At 72.4% G+C, this 14,177-nt stretch carries 11 protein-coding genes; 8 read left to right on the plus strand and 3 right to left on the minus strand.

What is annotated here, in order from left to right; all coding sequences use genetic code 11:
• Positions 1–38 precede the first annotated feature (38 nt).
• Positions 39–2,087 (minus strand): beta-galactosidase, encoded by a 2,049-nt coding sequence (locus ACN26Y_RS28980; RefSeq protein ID WP_422733941.1) that lies wholly within the window; start codon positions 2,085–2,087, stop codon positions 39–41.
• 275 nt (positions 2,088–2,362) lie between these two features.
• Between ACN26Y_RS28980 and ACN26Y_RS28985 the strand changes: the two genes are divergently transcribed.
• The 6 genes from ACN26Y_RS28985 (at position 2,363) to ACN26Y_RS29010 (ending at position 9,532) form a co-directional block, all read left to right on the plus strand.
• Entirely contained in the window at positions 2,363–3,691 is a 1,329-nt protein-coding gene (locus ACN26Y_RS28985) for an ABC transporter substrate-binding protein (RefSeq protein WP_155333255.1), read from the plus strand.
• 21 nt (positions 3,692–3,712) lie between these two features.
• Entirely contained in the window at positions 3,713–4,669 is a 957-nt protein-coding gene (locus tag ACN26Y_RS28990; protein WP_155333256.1) for a carbohydrate ABC transporter permease, read from the plus strand.
• Positions 4,666–5,553 carry a carbohydrate ABC transporter permease gene (locus tag ACN26Y_RS28995; protein ID WP_155333257.1) on the plus strand — a complete coding sequence of 296 codons (888 nt, stop codon included), beginning with the start codon at positions 4,666–4,668 and terminating at the stop codon, positions 5,551–5,553. Before ACN26Y_RS28990 ends, ACN26Y_RS28995 begins: the two co-directional genes overlap by 4 nt.
• Positions 5,550–7,760, plus strand: a complete 2,211-nt coding sequence (locus ACN26Y_RS29000; RefSeq protein WP_422733943.1) for an alpha-galactosidase — start codon at positions 5,550–5,552, stop codon at positions 7,758–7,760. The genes ACN26Y_RS28995 and ACN26Y_RS29000 overlap by 4 nt, the downstream gene beginning before the upstream one ends.
• Before the next feature lie 113 nt (positions 7,761–7,873).
• Positions 7,874–8,266, plus strand: coding sequence for a YciI family protein (locus ACN26Y_RS29005; protein WP_230689114.1), 393 nt, complete (start codon positions 7,874–7,876; stop codon positions 8,264–8,266).
• 3 nt (positions 8,267–8,269) lie between these two features.
• Positions 8,270–9,532 (plus strand): RNA polymerase sigma factor, encoded by a 1,263-nt coding sequence (locus tag ACN26Y_RS29010; RefSeq protein WP_422734986.1) that lies wholly within the window; start codon positions 8,270–8,272, stop codon positions 9,530–9,532.
• 294 nt (positions 9,533–9,826) lie between these two features.
• Here ACN26Y_RS29010 and ACN26Y_RS29015 read toward each other — a convergent pair whose 3' ends face one another.
• Positions 9,827–11,179: a cellulase family glycosylhydrolase gene (locus tag ACN26Y_RS29015; protein ID WP_155333261.1), complete on the minus strand. Its 1,353-nt coding sequence runs from the start codon at positions 11,177–11,179 to the stop codon at positions 9,827–9,829.
• A 225-nt stretch (positions 11,180–11,404) separates the two neighbouring features.
• Here ACN26Y_RS29015 and ACN26Y_RS29020 point away from each other — a divergent pair, with 225 nt between their 5' ends.
• Positions 11,405–12,367 carry a TIGR03557 family F420-dependent LLM class oxidoreductase gene (locus tag ACN26Y_RS29020; RefSeq protein WP_155333262.1) on the plus strand — a complete coding sequence of 321 codons (963 nt, stop codon included), beginning with the start codon at positions 11,405–11,407 and terminating at the stop codon, positions 12,365–12,367.
• The gene (locus ACN26Y_RS29025) at positions 12,364–13,221 is read left to right on the plus strand and encodes an alpha/beta fold hydrolase (protein ID WP_422733944.1); all 858 of its coding nucleotides are present in this window, start codon (positions 12,364–12,366) and stop codon (positions 13,219–13,221) included. The genes ACN26Y_RS29020 and ACN26Y_RS29025 overlap by 4 nt, the downstream gene beginning before the upstream one ends.
• Before the next feature lie 151 nt (positions 13,222–13,372).
• Here the strand turns inward: ACN26Y_RS29025 and ACN26Y_RS29030 are convergent, their stop codons facing one another.
• Positions 13,373–14,170, minus strand: coding sequence for an endonuclease/exonuclease/phosphatase family protein (locus tag ACN26Y_RS29030; protein WP_155333263.1), 798 nt, complete (start codon positions 14,168–14,170; stop codon positions 13,373–13,375).
• Between the last annotated feature and the right edge of the window lie 7 nt (positions 14,171–14,177).

Below are 14,177 nucleotides of genomic sequence, written 5' to 3' on the forward strand. Positions count from 1 at the left end.
CGAACCTCCTTCGCGCGTCGTGGGCAAGGACAACCAGCTCAGGCGGCGTCCGCGGCGGGGGCCAGCGGGTCCGCGGCGGCCACGGCCGTCGACGCCACGGGTACGTCCTCCCGTACGACGGCCACCTCGCCGGGCGGGACGGTCAGCTCGCCGGCGCAGGACGCCCCGCCGAGCAGTTCGGTGCCGCTGGCGGCGAGCCGGACCTCCTCGCCGGTGTGGTTGAGGACGAACAACCAGCTCCGCTCCCCGTCCCGCCGCCGGACCACCTCGACGCCGGGCGGCGCGTCGGCCGGCGGCCGCACCCCGGCCTCGGCGATCAGCCGGGCCACGAGGCGGTCCGTCGCCGCGCCGTCCAGGCGGGTGCCGACGTACCAGGCGGCGCCCGCGCCGACCGGGTGCCGGGTCACCGCCGGTACGCCCGGCAGCGGCCCGTCGGCGTACGCGGACAGCACCTCGGCGCCCTCGACGTGCAGCCACTCGGTCCACACGTCGGCTACCGACCCGTCGTCCAGGTTGACCCGCTCCCCCGCCCGCAGCGGGAAGAACTCCTCCGCGCGGACGCCGAGCAGGTCCCGGAACGCACCCGGGTACCCGCCGAGCCGGATGTGGTCGTGCTCGTCGACGATTCCGCTGAAGTAGGTGACCAGGGCCGTCCCACCGGCCTCGACGAAGGCGCGCAGCGCGGCGACGTGCGCGTCCCGCACCAGGTACAGGGTGGGGACCAGCACCAGGCGGTAGCCGGACAGGTCGGCGGACGGGTGCACGACGTCCGCGGTGACGCCGGCCCGCCACAGCGCCCCGTAGAGCGCTTCGAGCCGGTCGGCGTACGTGACGTCGACGCTGGGGTGGGAATCCAACTCGACGCCCCACCATGCCTCGTAGTCGAACAGGATCGCCACGTCGGCGTCCACCCGGCTGCCGATCACCTCCGACAGCGCCGCGAGGTCGGCGCCGAGCCGGCACACCTCGCGGAACACCTTGGTGTCCGGGCCGGCGTGCGGCACCAGCGCGGAGTGGAACTTCTCCGCGCCGGCCCGCGAGGCCCGCCACTGGAAGAACAGCACGCCGTCGGCGCCGCGCGCGACGTGGGCGAGACTGTTGCGCCGCAGCTGCCCGGGGGTCTTGGCGACGTTGCGCGGCTGCCAGTTGACCGCACTGGTGGAGTGTTCCATCAGCAGCCACGGCTCACCGCCGGCCACGCCGCGGGTGTGGTCGGCGGCGAGGGCCAGTCCGACGTGTGACTCCGGGTCGGCCGCGGTCAGGTAGTGGTCGTTGGCGACGACGTCCACGTCGGACGCCCAGGAGTGGTAGTCCAGGTACTTGATGCCGGTGCCGATCATGAAGTTCGTGGTAACCGGCCGGGTCACCAGGCGGGCCAGCACCGCCCGCTCGGCCCGGAGCTGGGCGCGCTGCTCGTCGGAGGAGAACCGCAGGAAGTCGAGCTGCTGGGTGGGGTTGGCGAAGGTCGGTGCGAGGCGGGGCGGGTTGACCTCCGCCCAGTCGCCGTAGCGCTGGCTCCAGAACGCGGTCCCCCAGGCGTCGTTGAGCGCGTCCAGCGTGCCGTAGCGGTCCCGCAGCCAGCCGCGGAACGCCTCGGCGCTGACGTCGCAGTAGCAGTGCACGTTGTGGCAGCCCAGCTCGTTGGAGACGTGCCACATGACCACGGCCGGGTGGTGGGCGTACCGGCTCGCGACGGCCTCGACCAGGGCGAGCGAGCGCTCCCGGAACACCGGCGAGCTGGGGCAGTAGGCCTGCCGGCCGCCGGGCCAGAGGATCCCGCCGTCGGCGCGGCGGGGCAGCGTCTCCGGGTGCCGGCGGGCCAGCCACGGTGGCGGGCTGGCGGTGGCGGTGGCCAGGTCGACCGCGACGCCGCCGTCGTGCAGCAGGTCCAGCACCCGGTCGAGCCAGCCGAATTCGTACCGGCCCGGCCCGGGTTCGAGGAGAGCCCAGGAGAAGATGCCGACGGAGACCAGGTTGACGCCGGCCCGGCGCATCAGCGCGACGTCCTCGGCCCAGGTCTCCTCGGGCCACTGCTCCGGGTTGTAGTCGCCGCCGAAGAAGATCCGCTCACCCTGCCACCGCCGCATGACAGCAGAGGGTGCCCCCGGGAGAGGCGCAAGTCAACACTTTCCAACATCGACATTCTTTCCAACGTTTACCTCGTAACAGGCTTGTCACGACTGGGTTATCCACCCGGCACACCCCTCTTGACAGAAGCGGTCGAACGAGTAGCTTGAGCGGCCACTGGCAGTTCGTGTTCGCCAATGTGGGTTCTCGGTGGATCGGCATGTGGGATCACGACGGGTGGTACTGCCAGCCGACGGCCCTCGGGCGCAGCACCTTCTCATCCGCAGGAGGCACCATGTCCCGTCCCCGATCCCAAGCCGAGTACCTCGCCCGGCTCGTACCCCCCTCGGTCGCCGGCCTCCGCCGCCGCTCGCTGCTCGCGGGCGCCGCCGGCACCGGCGCGCTGCTCGGCACCGGCCTGCTCGCCGGCTGCGGCGGCGACGACTCGGGCGGCTCGGGCTCCAAGACGGTGTCGCTCGGCTCCAACCAGTCCGACCCGAAGCCCAAGGACGTGATCGCGAAGGTCGTGGACGGCTTCCAGACCTCGTCCGGCCTCCAGGTCGCGATCAACACCGTCGACCACAACACCTACCAGGAGAACATCAACAACTACCTCCAGGGCAAGCCGGACGACGTCTTCATGTGGTTCGCCGGCTACCGGATGCGGTTCTTCGCCGCGCGCGGCCTCGCCGGCGACCTCAGCGACATCTGGGGCAAGCTCTCCGGGATGTCGGACGCGTTCAAGAAGGCGTCCACCGGCGACGACGGCAAGCAGTACTTCGTCCCCTCGTCGTACTACCCGTGGGCGATGTTCTACCGGAAGTCGGTGTGGCAACAGAACGGCTACCAGGTGCCGAAGACGCTCGACGAGCTGACCACCCTCGCCGCCGAGATGAAGAAGGACGGCCTGGTCCCGATCGCCTTCGCCGACAAGGACGGCTGGCCGGCGATGGGCACCTTCGACATCCTCAACCTGCGGATCAACGGCTACCAGTTCCACGTCGACCTGATGGCCGGCAAGGAGTCGTGGACCTCCGACAAGGTGAAAAAGGTCTTCGACGCCTGGCGCGGCCTGCTGCCCCTGCACCAGCCGGACAGCCTCGGCCGCACCTGGCAGGAGGCGGCCCAGTCGCTCCAGCAGAAGAAGAGCGGCATGTACCTGCTCGGTCTCTTCGTCGCCCAGCAGTTCAACAACGACGAGCAGGACGACCTGGACTTCTTCACGTTCCCCGAGATCGACCCGGCGATCGGGGCGAAGGCCCTGGACGCGCCGATCGACGGCTACATGATGGCCCGCCGGCCGAAGGAGGAGGAGAACGCCAAGAAGCTGCTGGAGTACGTCGGCTCCAAGGCCGCCGCGGACATCACCGTGAAGAACGACCCGAGCACCCTGGTCGCCAACACCGAGGCGGACACCAGCGGCTACACCGCGCTGCAGAAGAAGGCCGCCGAACTGGTCGGCTCGGCCACCGAGATCGCCCAGTTCCTCGACCGGGACACCCGCCCGGACTTCGCGTCGACGGTGATCATCCCGGCGCTCCAGCAGTTCATCAAGGACCCGGCCGACATCGACGGACTCACCACCAGCATCGAGAACCAGAAGAAGTCGATCTTCACCGACTGACGGCGGAAGGGGGAGGACATCGTGTCCGACCTGCCCCTGGTCCAAGCGGACCGCGCCGTACCGCCGCCGGCCGCGACCACCACCACCGGTGGGCGCGGCCGCCGGCTACGGCTCCTGTCCCGCACCGACCGCGTGGTCATCGCGCTGATGGTGCTCGTACCGCTGCTGCTCGTCGTCGCCCTCGTCTGGCTGCCGGCGCTGGCCACGGTGGCGCTGTCGACCACCGACTGGGACGGCATCGGCCCGGTCAGCGAGATCGAGTTCGTCGGTGCCCGCAACTACTCCGACGTGGTGAACATCTACCCGCCGTTCGTCCCGGCCGTGCAGAACAACCTGCTCTGGCTGGCCGCGCTCTTCGTGGTAGCCACCCCGATCGGGATGTTCCTGGCCGTCCTGCTCGACAAGGAACTGCGCGGCACCCGGTTCTACCAGACCGCGCTCTACCTGCCGGTCGTGCTCTCCCTCGCGCTGATCGGCTTCGTCTGGCAGCTCATCTACTCGCGCGACCAGGGGCTGCTCAACGGCGTCTTCGGCACCGACGTCGACTGGTACGGCGACCCGGACGTCAACATCTGGGCGGTGCTCGTCGCGGCCGGGTGGCGACACGTCGGCTACATCATGCTGCTGTACCTGGCCGGGCTGAAGGGTGTGGACCCGTCGCTGCGGGAGGCCGCCGCCGTCGACGGCGCCTCGGAACCCAGCACCTTCTTCAAGGTGGTCTTCCCGGTCATGCGACCGATCAACATCATCGTGCTGGTCGTGACGGTGATCGAGTCGCTGCGCGCGTTCGACCTGGTCTGGGTGATCAACAAGGGTCGCAACGGCCTGGAGCTGATCTCCGCGCTGGTCACCGCGAACGTCGTCGGCGAGGCCAGCCGGATCGGCTTCGGCTCCGCGCTGGCGACCATCATGCTGGTCGTCTCGCTGGTCTTCATCACCGTCTACCTGGCCACCGTCATGAGGGAGGACCGGCGATGAGCGAGGCCACCGCTCCGGCCCCGGCCCGCCGGCCGCTGCGCCCGGCCCGGGTGCTGCTGCACGTCTTCCTCGCCGCCGTGGCGGTGAGCTGGCTGTTCCCGATCCTGTGGGCCGTGCTCACCTCGCTGCGGTCGTACGAGTACACCGCCGCCAACGGCTACGTCTCGCTCGGCGGCTGGACCTTCGACAACTACGTCACCGCGTGGCGGACCGCCGAGTTCGGGCAGCACTTCCTCAACTCCGTGTACATCACCGTGCCGGCGGTGCTGCTGACCCTCTTCCTCGCCTCGTGCGTCGCGTTCGTCATCGCGCGGTTCAGCTGGCGGACCAACCTGATCCTGCTCGGCCTGTTCACCGCGGCGAACCTGCTGCCCCAGCAGGCTCTGCTGATCCCGCTGTTCCGCCTCTTCACCCAGGTGCCGCTGCCGGAGTTCATGAGCGACTCGGAGCTGCTGTACGACAGCTACTGGGGGCTGATCCTGGTCAACGTCGCCTTCCAGTGCGGCTTCTGCGTGTTCGTGCTGAGCAACTACATGAAGGCGCTCCCCCGCGACCTGTACGAGGCGGCGATGGTCGACGGGGCGAGCGTGTGGCGGCAGTACTGGCAGGTGACCATGCCGCTGTGCCGGCCCGCCCTGGCGGCCCTGGCGACGCTGGAGGTGACCTGGATCTACAACGAGTTCTTCTGGGCCACCGTGCTCATGCGGACCGGCGACAAGTTCCCGGTCACCAGTTCGCTCAACAACCTGCGCGGCGAGTTCTTCACCGACAACAACCTCGTGTCGGCCGGCTCCGTGCTGGTCGCGATCCCCACCCTGGTGATCTTCTTCCTGTTGCAGAAGCAGTTCGTCCGGGGCCTCACCCTGGGAGCCAGCAAGGGATGACGATCCTGCACCTGCGCCGCGCCCGGACCAGCCTGGTGCTCGACGCGCGCGGGCCCGGGCTGCCGCGCGTCGTCCACTGGGGCGCCGACCTGGGCCCGCTCACCGACGGGGACCTGGCCACCCTGGTCGCCGCGACCGTCCCGCCGGTGGTGCCGAGCAGCTTCGACGCGCCGACCGTGCTGTCCCTGCTGCCCGAGCCCGGCGCCGGGTGGAGCGGCCGGCCGGCACTGGCCGGGCACCGCGACGGCGCGGCCTGGTGCACCGCGTTCCGCCTGGCCGGCGTCGACGTCGACGACGACGGGCCGGAACCGAGCCGCGTGGCCGCGGGCGGGGAGGCGGTGCGCGTACCCGACGGGGAGCGGGACCACGACGGGGCCGGCACGGCGCGGGTGACCGTGCGGGCGTCGGACCCGGCCGCCGGCCTGTCCCTCGCCGTGGAGCTGACGCTGGACCCGCACGGTGTGCTGACCGTGCGGCACCGGCTGCGCAACGACGGCACGACCGGTTACGAACTGCGGGAGCTGACCCCGGTGCTGCCGGTGCCGGCGGTCGCCACCGAACTGCTCGACCTCACCGGCCGGTGGTGCCGGGAACGGTCGCCGCAGCGGCACCCGTGGTCGATGGGCACCTGGGTACGGGAGGGCCGGCACGGCCGCACCGGCCACGACGCCACGCTGCTGCTGGTGGCCGGCACGGCCGGGTTCGGGTTCGGGCACGGCGAGGTGTGGGCGGTGCACACCGCGTGGAGCGGGGACCACGTGACCTTCGCGGAGCGCCGGCCCACCGGCGACTCGATCCTCGGCGGCGGCGAGTTGCTGGCCCCCGGCGAGGTGCTGCTCGCCCCGGGCGCCGAGTACGCCACCCCGCTGCTGTACGCGGTGTGGTCCGACACCGGGCTGGACGGCCTCAGCGACGCCCTGCACCGGCACCTGCGCGCCCGGCCGACCCACCCGCGGACGCCCCGGCCGGTCACCCTCAACGTCTGGGAGGCGGTCTACTTCGACCACGACCTGGACCGGTTGCGCGCCCTCGCCGACCGGGCCGCCGAGGTCGGCGTGGAACGGTTCGTCCTCGACGACGGTTGGTTCCGGGGCCGGCGGCACGACCGCGCCGGCCTCGGCGACTGGTACGTCGACGAGAAGGTCTGGCCGGACGGTCTGACGCCGCTCGTCGACCACGTGACCGGCCACGGAATGGCGTTCGGGCTGTGGGTCGAGCCGGAGATGGTCAACCCCGACTCGGACGTGTTCCGCACCCACCCCGAGTGGGTGCTCTCGGTGCCCGGCCGGCTGCCGCCCGAGTGGCGGCACCAACAGGTGCTCGACGTCGCCCACCCGGAGGCGTACGGGTACCTGCTCGGCCGGCTCGACGCGCTGCTCACCGAGCACCCCGGCATCAGCTACCTCAAGTGGGACCACAACCGGGACCTCACCGAGGCCGGCCACCACGGCCGGCCGGGCGTACACGAGCAGACCGTCGCGGTCTACCGGCTCCTCGACGAGCTGCGTGCCCGGCACCCGGACGTCGAGATCGAGAGCTGCGCCTCCGGCGGCGCCCGGGTCGACCTGGAGATCCTCCGGCGCACCGACCGGGTCTGGGCCAGCGACTGCAACGACGCCCTCGAACGGCTGGCCATCCAGCGCTGGACCGGGCTGCTGCTGCCGCCCGAACTGGTCGGCACGCACATCGGGCCGGAGCGGTCGCACACCACCCACCGCGTCCACGACCTGGGCTTCCGGGCGGCGGCCGCGCTCTTCGGCCACCACGGCATCGAGTGGGACATCGGCGCGATCAGTGCCGACGAACGCCGGGAGCTGACCGCCTGGGTGGCCCTGCACAAGCGGCTCCGCCCGCTGCTGCACGCCGGGCGGGTGGTCCGGGTCGACCACCCGGACCCGGCCGTCTGGGCGCACGGCGTGGTCGCACACGACGGTTCCCGCGCGGTGTACGCGGTGGCGCGCCTGGCCACCTCGGTCGCCCAGGTGCCCGGGCCGGTCCGGCTCCCCGGCCTGGACCGGCACCGGCGGTACGCGGTCCGACCGGCGGCGGGCGTGCCGGAACCGGCGACGCTCCAGATGACCGAGCCCGGCTGGGTGGCCGCCGGTGGCGCCACGCTGACCGGTGCCGTCCTCGCCTCGGTCGGGCTCCCGGCGCCGGCGCTGCACCCGGAGCAGGCCCTGCTGCTGGAGGTCACCGTGCTCGACTGAGATTCCCGGAGATTTTTCCGCGCCGGATGTCGAGCGGCGGTGCGCCTGCTTCTACCTACGGGTGAGAGCACCGACGATGGTGCCCGAGACCTGAGGAGCCAGACGTGAAGTACATGTTGCTCATGCAGTTCAGCGCCGCCGGCACCGACTTCCCGCCGATCCACACCTGGACGCCGGAGGAGATCCGGGCGCACATCGGGTTCATGGGAGAGGTCAACGCGAAGCTGGTCGCCGACGGCGAGTGGGTCCAGGGTGAGGGCCTCGGCGGGCCGGCGCAGGCGAAGATCGTCCGGGCCGGCAGCGGCGGCGAGCCCGTCGTCACCGAGGGGCCGTTCGCCGAGACGAAGGAGTTCCTCGCCGGCTGGTGGATCGTGGACGTCGACGCCCCGGAGCGGGCGGTCGCGATCGCCGCGCACATCTCCACCGCGCCGGGCCCCGGCGGCCGGCCGCTGAACATGCCGATCGAGGTGCACCCGGTCATGTCGGCCCCGCCCGAGGAGCTGTGACAGCTGGACACGGTCGACCGTGACGTCGAGGACCTGCTGCGCGACCTGGCGCCGCAGGTCCTCGGTGTGCTCGCCCGCCGCTTCGGTGACTTCGCCACCGCCGAGGACGCGGTCCAGGAGGCGCTGCTCGCGGCGGTGACCCAGTGGCCGGTCGAGGGACTGCCGGACAACCCCCGGGGCTGGCTGGTCCAGGTCGCGTACCGCCGGATGGTCGAGCTGGTCCGCTCCGAGGCGGCCCGGCGGCGTCGGGAGAACCTGGCCGCCACCCGCGAGCCGGACGACCGCCGGGCCGCTCCGGCGGCGGACAAGGAACTGGGCGCGGACCGCGACGACACCCTGGTGCTGCTCCTCCTCTGCACCCACCCGGCGCTCTCCCCCGCCTCGGCGATCGCGCTCACCCTGCGGGCGGTCGGCGGCCTGACCACGGCGGAGATCGCCCGGGCGTTCCTCGTGCCCGAGGCCACGATGGCGCAGCGGATCAGCCGCGCCAAGCAGCGAATCCGCGCCTCCGGGGTGCCGTTCCGGATGCCGGACGTCGAGGAGCGTCCGGCCCGCCTGGCGGCGGTGCTGCACGTGCTGTACCTGATCTTCACGGAGGGACACACCGCCAGCGTCGGCCCGGACCTGCGGCGGGTCGACCTGGCCGAGGAGGCGGTCCGGCTGACCCGGACGCTGCACGCGGCGCTGCCCGACGAGAGCGAGGTCGCCGGGCTGCTCGCGCTCATGCTGCTCACCGACGCGCGCGCCGCCGCGCGCACCGGCCCCGGCGGGGAGCTGATCTCGCTGGCCGACCAGGACCGCTCGCGGTGGGACGCGGTGGCCATCGCGGAGGGCGTCGCGCTGGTCACCTGGGCGCTGCCCCGGGGGCCGGTCGGCCCGTACCAGGTGCAGGCGGCCATCGCCGCCCTGCACGACGAGGCGGCGAGCGCCGAGGAGACCGACTGGCCGCAGATCCTGGCGCTGTACGAGGTGCTGGAGCGGCTGGCACCCGGGCCGGTGGTGTCGCTCAACCGGGCGGTCGCGACCGCCATGGTGCACGGTCCGGCCGCCGGGCTGGCCGCCCTCGACGCCCTCGCCGCCGATCCCCGGCTCGCCGGACACCACCGGTTGCCCGCCGCCCGCGCCCACCTGTACGAGATGGCCGGCGACCGGAAGCGCGCGGTTGCCGACTACGGCGCCGCGGCCGACCTGACGACGAGCCTGCCGGAGCAGCGGTACCTGCGCATGCGCGCCGCCCGGCTCACCGCGACCCGGCACCAGGGCTGAGCACGCCGCGCCCGCACCGCCGCCGCACCCCTTGGCCGGACCGACCACCCGCCTCGCGGCCTTTGCTCTGCTTCAACCGGCGCACGGGTTTGCCGTCAGAATCTGTGCGTCCGTTGAAGCAGAGCAAAGGGACCAGAGCAGGTATGCCGCTCCCGGCGACGGGTGCTTGAGACGAGGGTGCGCGACGAGCTGGGCAGCCGACGTCAGGCGCGGCCGACGTCAGGCGCGGCCGACGTCAGGCGCGGCCGGCGCGGTGGCCGGGTCCTGGTCCGGGCCCGGCCACCGGTGGACGGATCAGCTCGCGGTGCAGGTCACCGCGGGTGCGGCGTTGGTGCCGTTCCAGCTGCCGAGGAAGCCGAAGCTGGTGCTGGCGCCGACGCCCAGCCGGCCGTTCCAGTCCACGTTGCGGGCGGTGACCGCCGACCCGCTGCTGGTCAGCGACACGTTCCAGGACTGGTTGACGGTCTGGCCGTTGGCGAACGTCCAGCGCACCGTCCAGCCCGTGATCGCCGACCCGCCGGCGGTCACCCGGACGTCACCCTGGAAACCGCCGGGCCACTGGTTGGTGATCGTGTACGTGGCCGTGCAGCCGCCCGGCGGTGGCGTCGTGGGCGGCGGGGTGGTCGGCGGCGGCGTGGTCGGCGGCGGGCTGGTCGGCGGGTTGCCGAACACCGTGGCCTCCTTCGCGGTGGCCTTGATGCCGTTGGCGCCGTTGAACAGCCGCTGGCCCCACGTGCTCAGGTTGTTCGGGTCGAAGTTGACCGCCAGGTCCAGGTACTCGACGCCACCGCCGTTGCCGCTCCACGACCAGCCCAGCCAGCCGATGCCGTTGGCCTGGCTGTAGCTGAGGATGGTGTCCTCGTCCGGGTTCCCGTCGGAGTGGTTGTGGCCGAACTCGCCCACCACGATCGGCAGCCGGGCGGCGCGGAACCGGCCGAGGTAGTCGCTGATCTCGGCGGCGGTGTCGAAGACGCCGTACATGTGGATCGAGAAGACGGTGTTGCGGTCCGGGTCGGCGGCGAACACCGTCGACGCGTTATCGCGCATGGTGAACGTCCAGTCCTGCCCCCAGTTGGGGGCGTCCACCATGATCGTGTGGTCGAGGTCGGCGGCGCGCAGCCGCGTGATCGCGTTGGATGTGTCGCCGGCCCAGGTGCCGTAGTTCTGGTTGCCGTACGGCTCGTTGCCGATGTTGACGATCACGTACGCCTCCTGCCCACGCAGGACATCGGCGATGCTCAGCCAGTAGTCCACGGCCCGGTCGAGCGTGATCGCGCCGCTCTGCTCGCCGTACCCGGTGGTGTCGTGCACCTCCAGGACGCAGATGAGGCGGTTGGTCCGGCACAGGGAGATGACGTTGGCGACGTCGGTGGCGCTGTTGCGGGTCCACCGGTCGCCGCTCGACAACACCACGCGGACGGTGTTCGCCCCGAGCGCCTTGATGTCGGCGAACGAACGGGTCTGGTGCGTGTACCAGGTGTGCGCGTGGTTGACCCCACGCATGATGAACTCGTTGCCGTTCGCGTCGTACAGCTTGCCGTTCGCGACCGTGAAGCCGGTCGCGGCCCGCGCCGGCTGCCCGATCATCAGGACCGCGACGAGCAGCGCGAGAAGCGCCGCACCGGCGGCGGAGAGTCGTCTTGTCATGGCCTTCCTCACCGAGGGCCCCCGCTGCCCGCGCAGGGGTGGGACGTCACAGGGGACGGCGGTTGCAGCCCGACAACCGCCACCTGGCTCCCGGCGGCAGGAATCAGCGTAGAGCGATGGCTGCCGGAGCGCAATGAACCGGTTAAGGAACGCGGTCCGCCAGGGTTGACCGACGCCGACCGGGGTATCCGGGGATGATCCGCCCGGTCGGAACGAGGAGGCACCATGGTCAACGTCGGCTACACCCTCCTGTGCGAGCAGGCCGGTCCGAAGGAACTGGTCGACTACGCCGTACGCGCCGAGGCGGCCGGCTTCGACCACCTCGTCATGTCCGACCACTACTACCCCTGGCTCGATTCGCAGGGCCACGCCCCGTACGCCTGGTCGGTGCTCGGCGCGGTCGCCCACGCCACCTCGCGGGCGCGGCTGATGTCGTTCGTGACCTGCCCGATCGCCCGCTACCACCCGGCCGTCGTGGCGCAGAAGGCGAGCACCGTCGGCGTGCTGTCGGACGGGCGGTTCACCCTGGGCCTGGGCGCGGGCGAGAACCTCAACGAGCACGTCGTGGGCGGCTGGCCGCACGTGCAGCAGCGGCACGAGATGTTCGAGGAGGCCCTCCAGATCATCCGGCCCCTGCTCAACGGGGAGACGCTCACCTTCTCCGGCAACCACTACGACGTGCCCGACGCGTACGTCTGGGACCGGCCGGAGCAGCCGGTGCCGATGGCGATCGCCGCCTCCGGCCGGCAGTCGGCCACCCTCGCCGCCGAGTACGCCGACGGGATGATCGCCACCGACCCGCTCGCCGAGCTGGTCGAGATGTACGACGACGCCGGCGGCGCCGGCAAGCCACGCTTCGGGCAGGTCGCCATCTGCTACGGCCCGGACGAAGCCGAGTGCCGCAAGATCGTGCACGACCAGTTCCGCTGGTTCGGGTTGGGCTGGAAGGTCAACGCGGACCTGCCCGGGCCGGACGCCTTCGCCGCCGCCACCCAGTTCGTGCGGGAGGAGGACGTCGCCGAGGGCGTCCCCTGCGGCCCGGACGTCGACCGGCACGTCGAGGCGTTCAAGAAGTTCGTCGACGCCGGCTTCAGCCACGTCGCGCTCGTACAGGTCGGCGGGGAGAGCCAGCCGATGTTCCTGGAGTGGGCGCAGGAGCAGTTGCTGCCGCGCCTGCGGGAGCTGTGAGGGTCTCGCCGCTGCGGCGGCCCCGGCTGACCGCGGCCGGGCGCTTCGGCCCCGCCGAGCTGCGCCTCGCCCTCGCCGCGCCCCGGCCCGCCGCCGGTCTCACCAGTGAGTGGCGACTGGTCGACGGCCTCCGGACGCACACCCGCCGCGGCGCCGACCCGGGCACCGACGCCCCGCCGGTCGTGCTCGTGCACGGCCTCGCCGTCTCACACCGGTACCTCACCCCCCTGGCCGTGGCGCTCGCCGACACCCACCCCGTGTACGTGCCGGACCTGCCCGGCTTCGGCCTGACCGAACGCCCCGGCACCGCGTACGACGTGCCCCGGCACGCCGACCACCTCGCCGCCTGGCTGGCCGCGTACCGGATGCCGCCGGTCTGCGTGCTCGGCCACTCGTTCGGCGCGGAGGTCGCCGCGGCCCTGGCCGCCCGGCACCCCGAGGCGGTCCGCGCGGTGGTGCTGGCCGGCCCCACCAGCGACCCGGCCGCGCGGTCACGGCGCGGCCAGGTCGGACGGTGGCTGGTCGACACGCTGCGCGAGGCGCCGTTGCAGGCGCCCATCCTGCTCCGCGACGTGTGGGACGCCCGCCCCTGGCGGGTGTCCGCGACCCTCACCCACTCGGTGCGCAACGCGATCGAGGCGGACCTGGTGCGGATCGCCGCGCCGACCGTGGTGGTGACCGGCTCCCGCGACCCGGTGGTCCCCGGCGGGTGGCGGTCACAGGCGGCGCGGCTGGTACCCCACGCCCGGGACGTCGTGGTGCCCGGCGCCGCGCACAACGTCGCCACCACCGCCCCCGCCCAGGTCGCCGACGCGGTCCGGCTGCTGCTGGCTCCGACCCTGACGAACAGGTGATTCGCTGATGCGCATCGGAAACACGGAGATCCGCCCGGCCGGCGGCGGCCTCGGCTGCCTGCTGATGATCCTCTTCTCGGTCGTCGCGTCGATCGTCCTGACCGTGCTGCTCAACCTGGTGCTGTAGCACCAGGTTGAGCAGCGGTGCCAGCTACGCCGGCGCGACGTCGAGGTCGGCGATCAGCGGGTAGTGGTCGGAGGCGCGGTCGGCGTCGCCGCCCCGGACCACCCGCACCTGCCGGGTCAGCTCGGCGACCGCGGGCGTGGCCAGAAGGTAGTCCAGGCGCATCGGCGCGAACTCCGCCCCGCCGTGCCGCGTCGGCACGGTCCACCCGTCCGGTTCCGGTGAACCGTCGCGTGCCCAGAGGTCGACCAGGCCGGCGTCCAGCAGCCGGGCGACCGCGCGGGTGTCCACGGTCCGGCCGTCCCGGCGCAGGTGCCGGCGCCGGTACAGCTCCGGCAGCCCGGCCAGGCGCGCGGTGTGGTCGACGGCCGGATCGAGGGTGTTCAGGTCACCGGCGACCAGGGCCGGCCCGCCGGTCCGGCGCACGGCCGCCGCCAGCCAGTCGGCCTCCATCCGTCGCCGCCCGCCGGAGTACGGGTTGAGATGCGTACCGAACACGGTCAGCGGCCCCGCGTCGGTGGCCACCGTGACCCGCTCGGCGGCGTGGTGGAACGGCCGGCGTACCCGGCCGGCGGTGAGGATCCGCAGCGGCGGGCGGACCAGCACCGCCACCGGCTGGGCGAACCACGACCGGGCCAGGCGTGCCACCATCCCCATCCGCCCGGCGAAGGCCGCCAGGGTGCCGTCGTCGAAGCCGCGCAGCTCCTGCAGCGCCAGGATGTCCGGCCGCAGGTCGGTGACGACCCGGACGATCAGATCCCGCCGGTCCCCGCCGCCGGCGTCCCGACCGCCGGTACGGATGTTCCACGTCGCCACGCGCAGCATGCGGCCG

It is taken from the genome of Micromonospora sp. WMMD558, from assembly GCF_049315255.1.
In the GTDB taxonomy this organism is placed as follows: Bacteria; Actinomycetota; Actinomycetes; order Mycobacteriales; family Micromonosporaceae; genus Micromonospora.

Coding starts and splice junctions, on each gene's coding strand:
- ACN26Y_RS28980 (WP_422733941.1), bottom strand. CDS start 2,087: ATGCGGCGGTGGCAGGGTGAGCGGATCTTCTTCGGCGGCGACTACAAC.
- ACN26Y_RS28985 (WP_155333255.1), top strand. CDS start 2,363: ATGTCCCGTCCCCGATCCCAAGCCGAGTACCTCGCCCGGCTCGTACCC.
- ACN26Y_RS28995 (WP_155333257.1), top strand. CDS start 4,666: ATGAGCGAGGCCACCGCTCCGGCCCCGGCCCGCCGGCCGCTGCGCCCG.
- ACN26Y_RS29000 (WP_422733943.1), top strand. CDS start 5,550: ATGACGATCCTGCACCTGCGCCGCGCCCGGACCAGCCTGGTGCTCGAC.
- ACN26Y_RS29005 (WP_230689114.1), top strand. CDS start 7,874: ATGTTGCTCATGCAGTTCAGCGCCGCCGGCACCGACTTCCCGCCGATC.
- ACN26Y_RS29015 (WP_155333261.1), bottom strand. CDS start 11,179: ATGACAAGACGACTCTCCGCCGCCGGTGCGGCGCTTCTCGCGCTGCTC.
- ACN26Y_RS29020 (WP_155333262.1), top strand. CDS start 11,405: ATGGTCAACGTCGGCTACACCCTCCTGTGCGAGCAGGCCGGTCCGAAG.
- ACN26Y_RS29030 (WP_155333263.1), bottom strand. CDS start 14,170: ATGCTGCGCGTGGCGACGTGGAACATCCGTACCGGCGGTCGGGACGCC.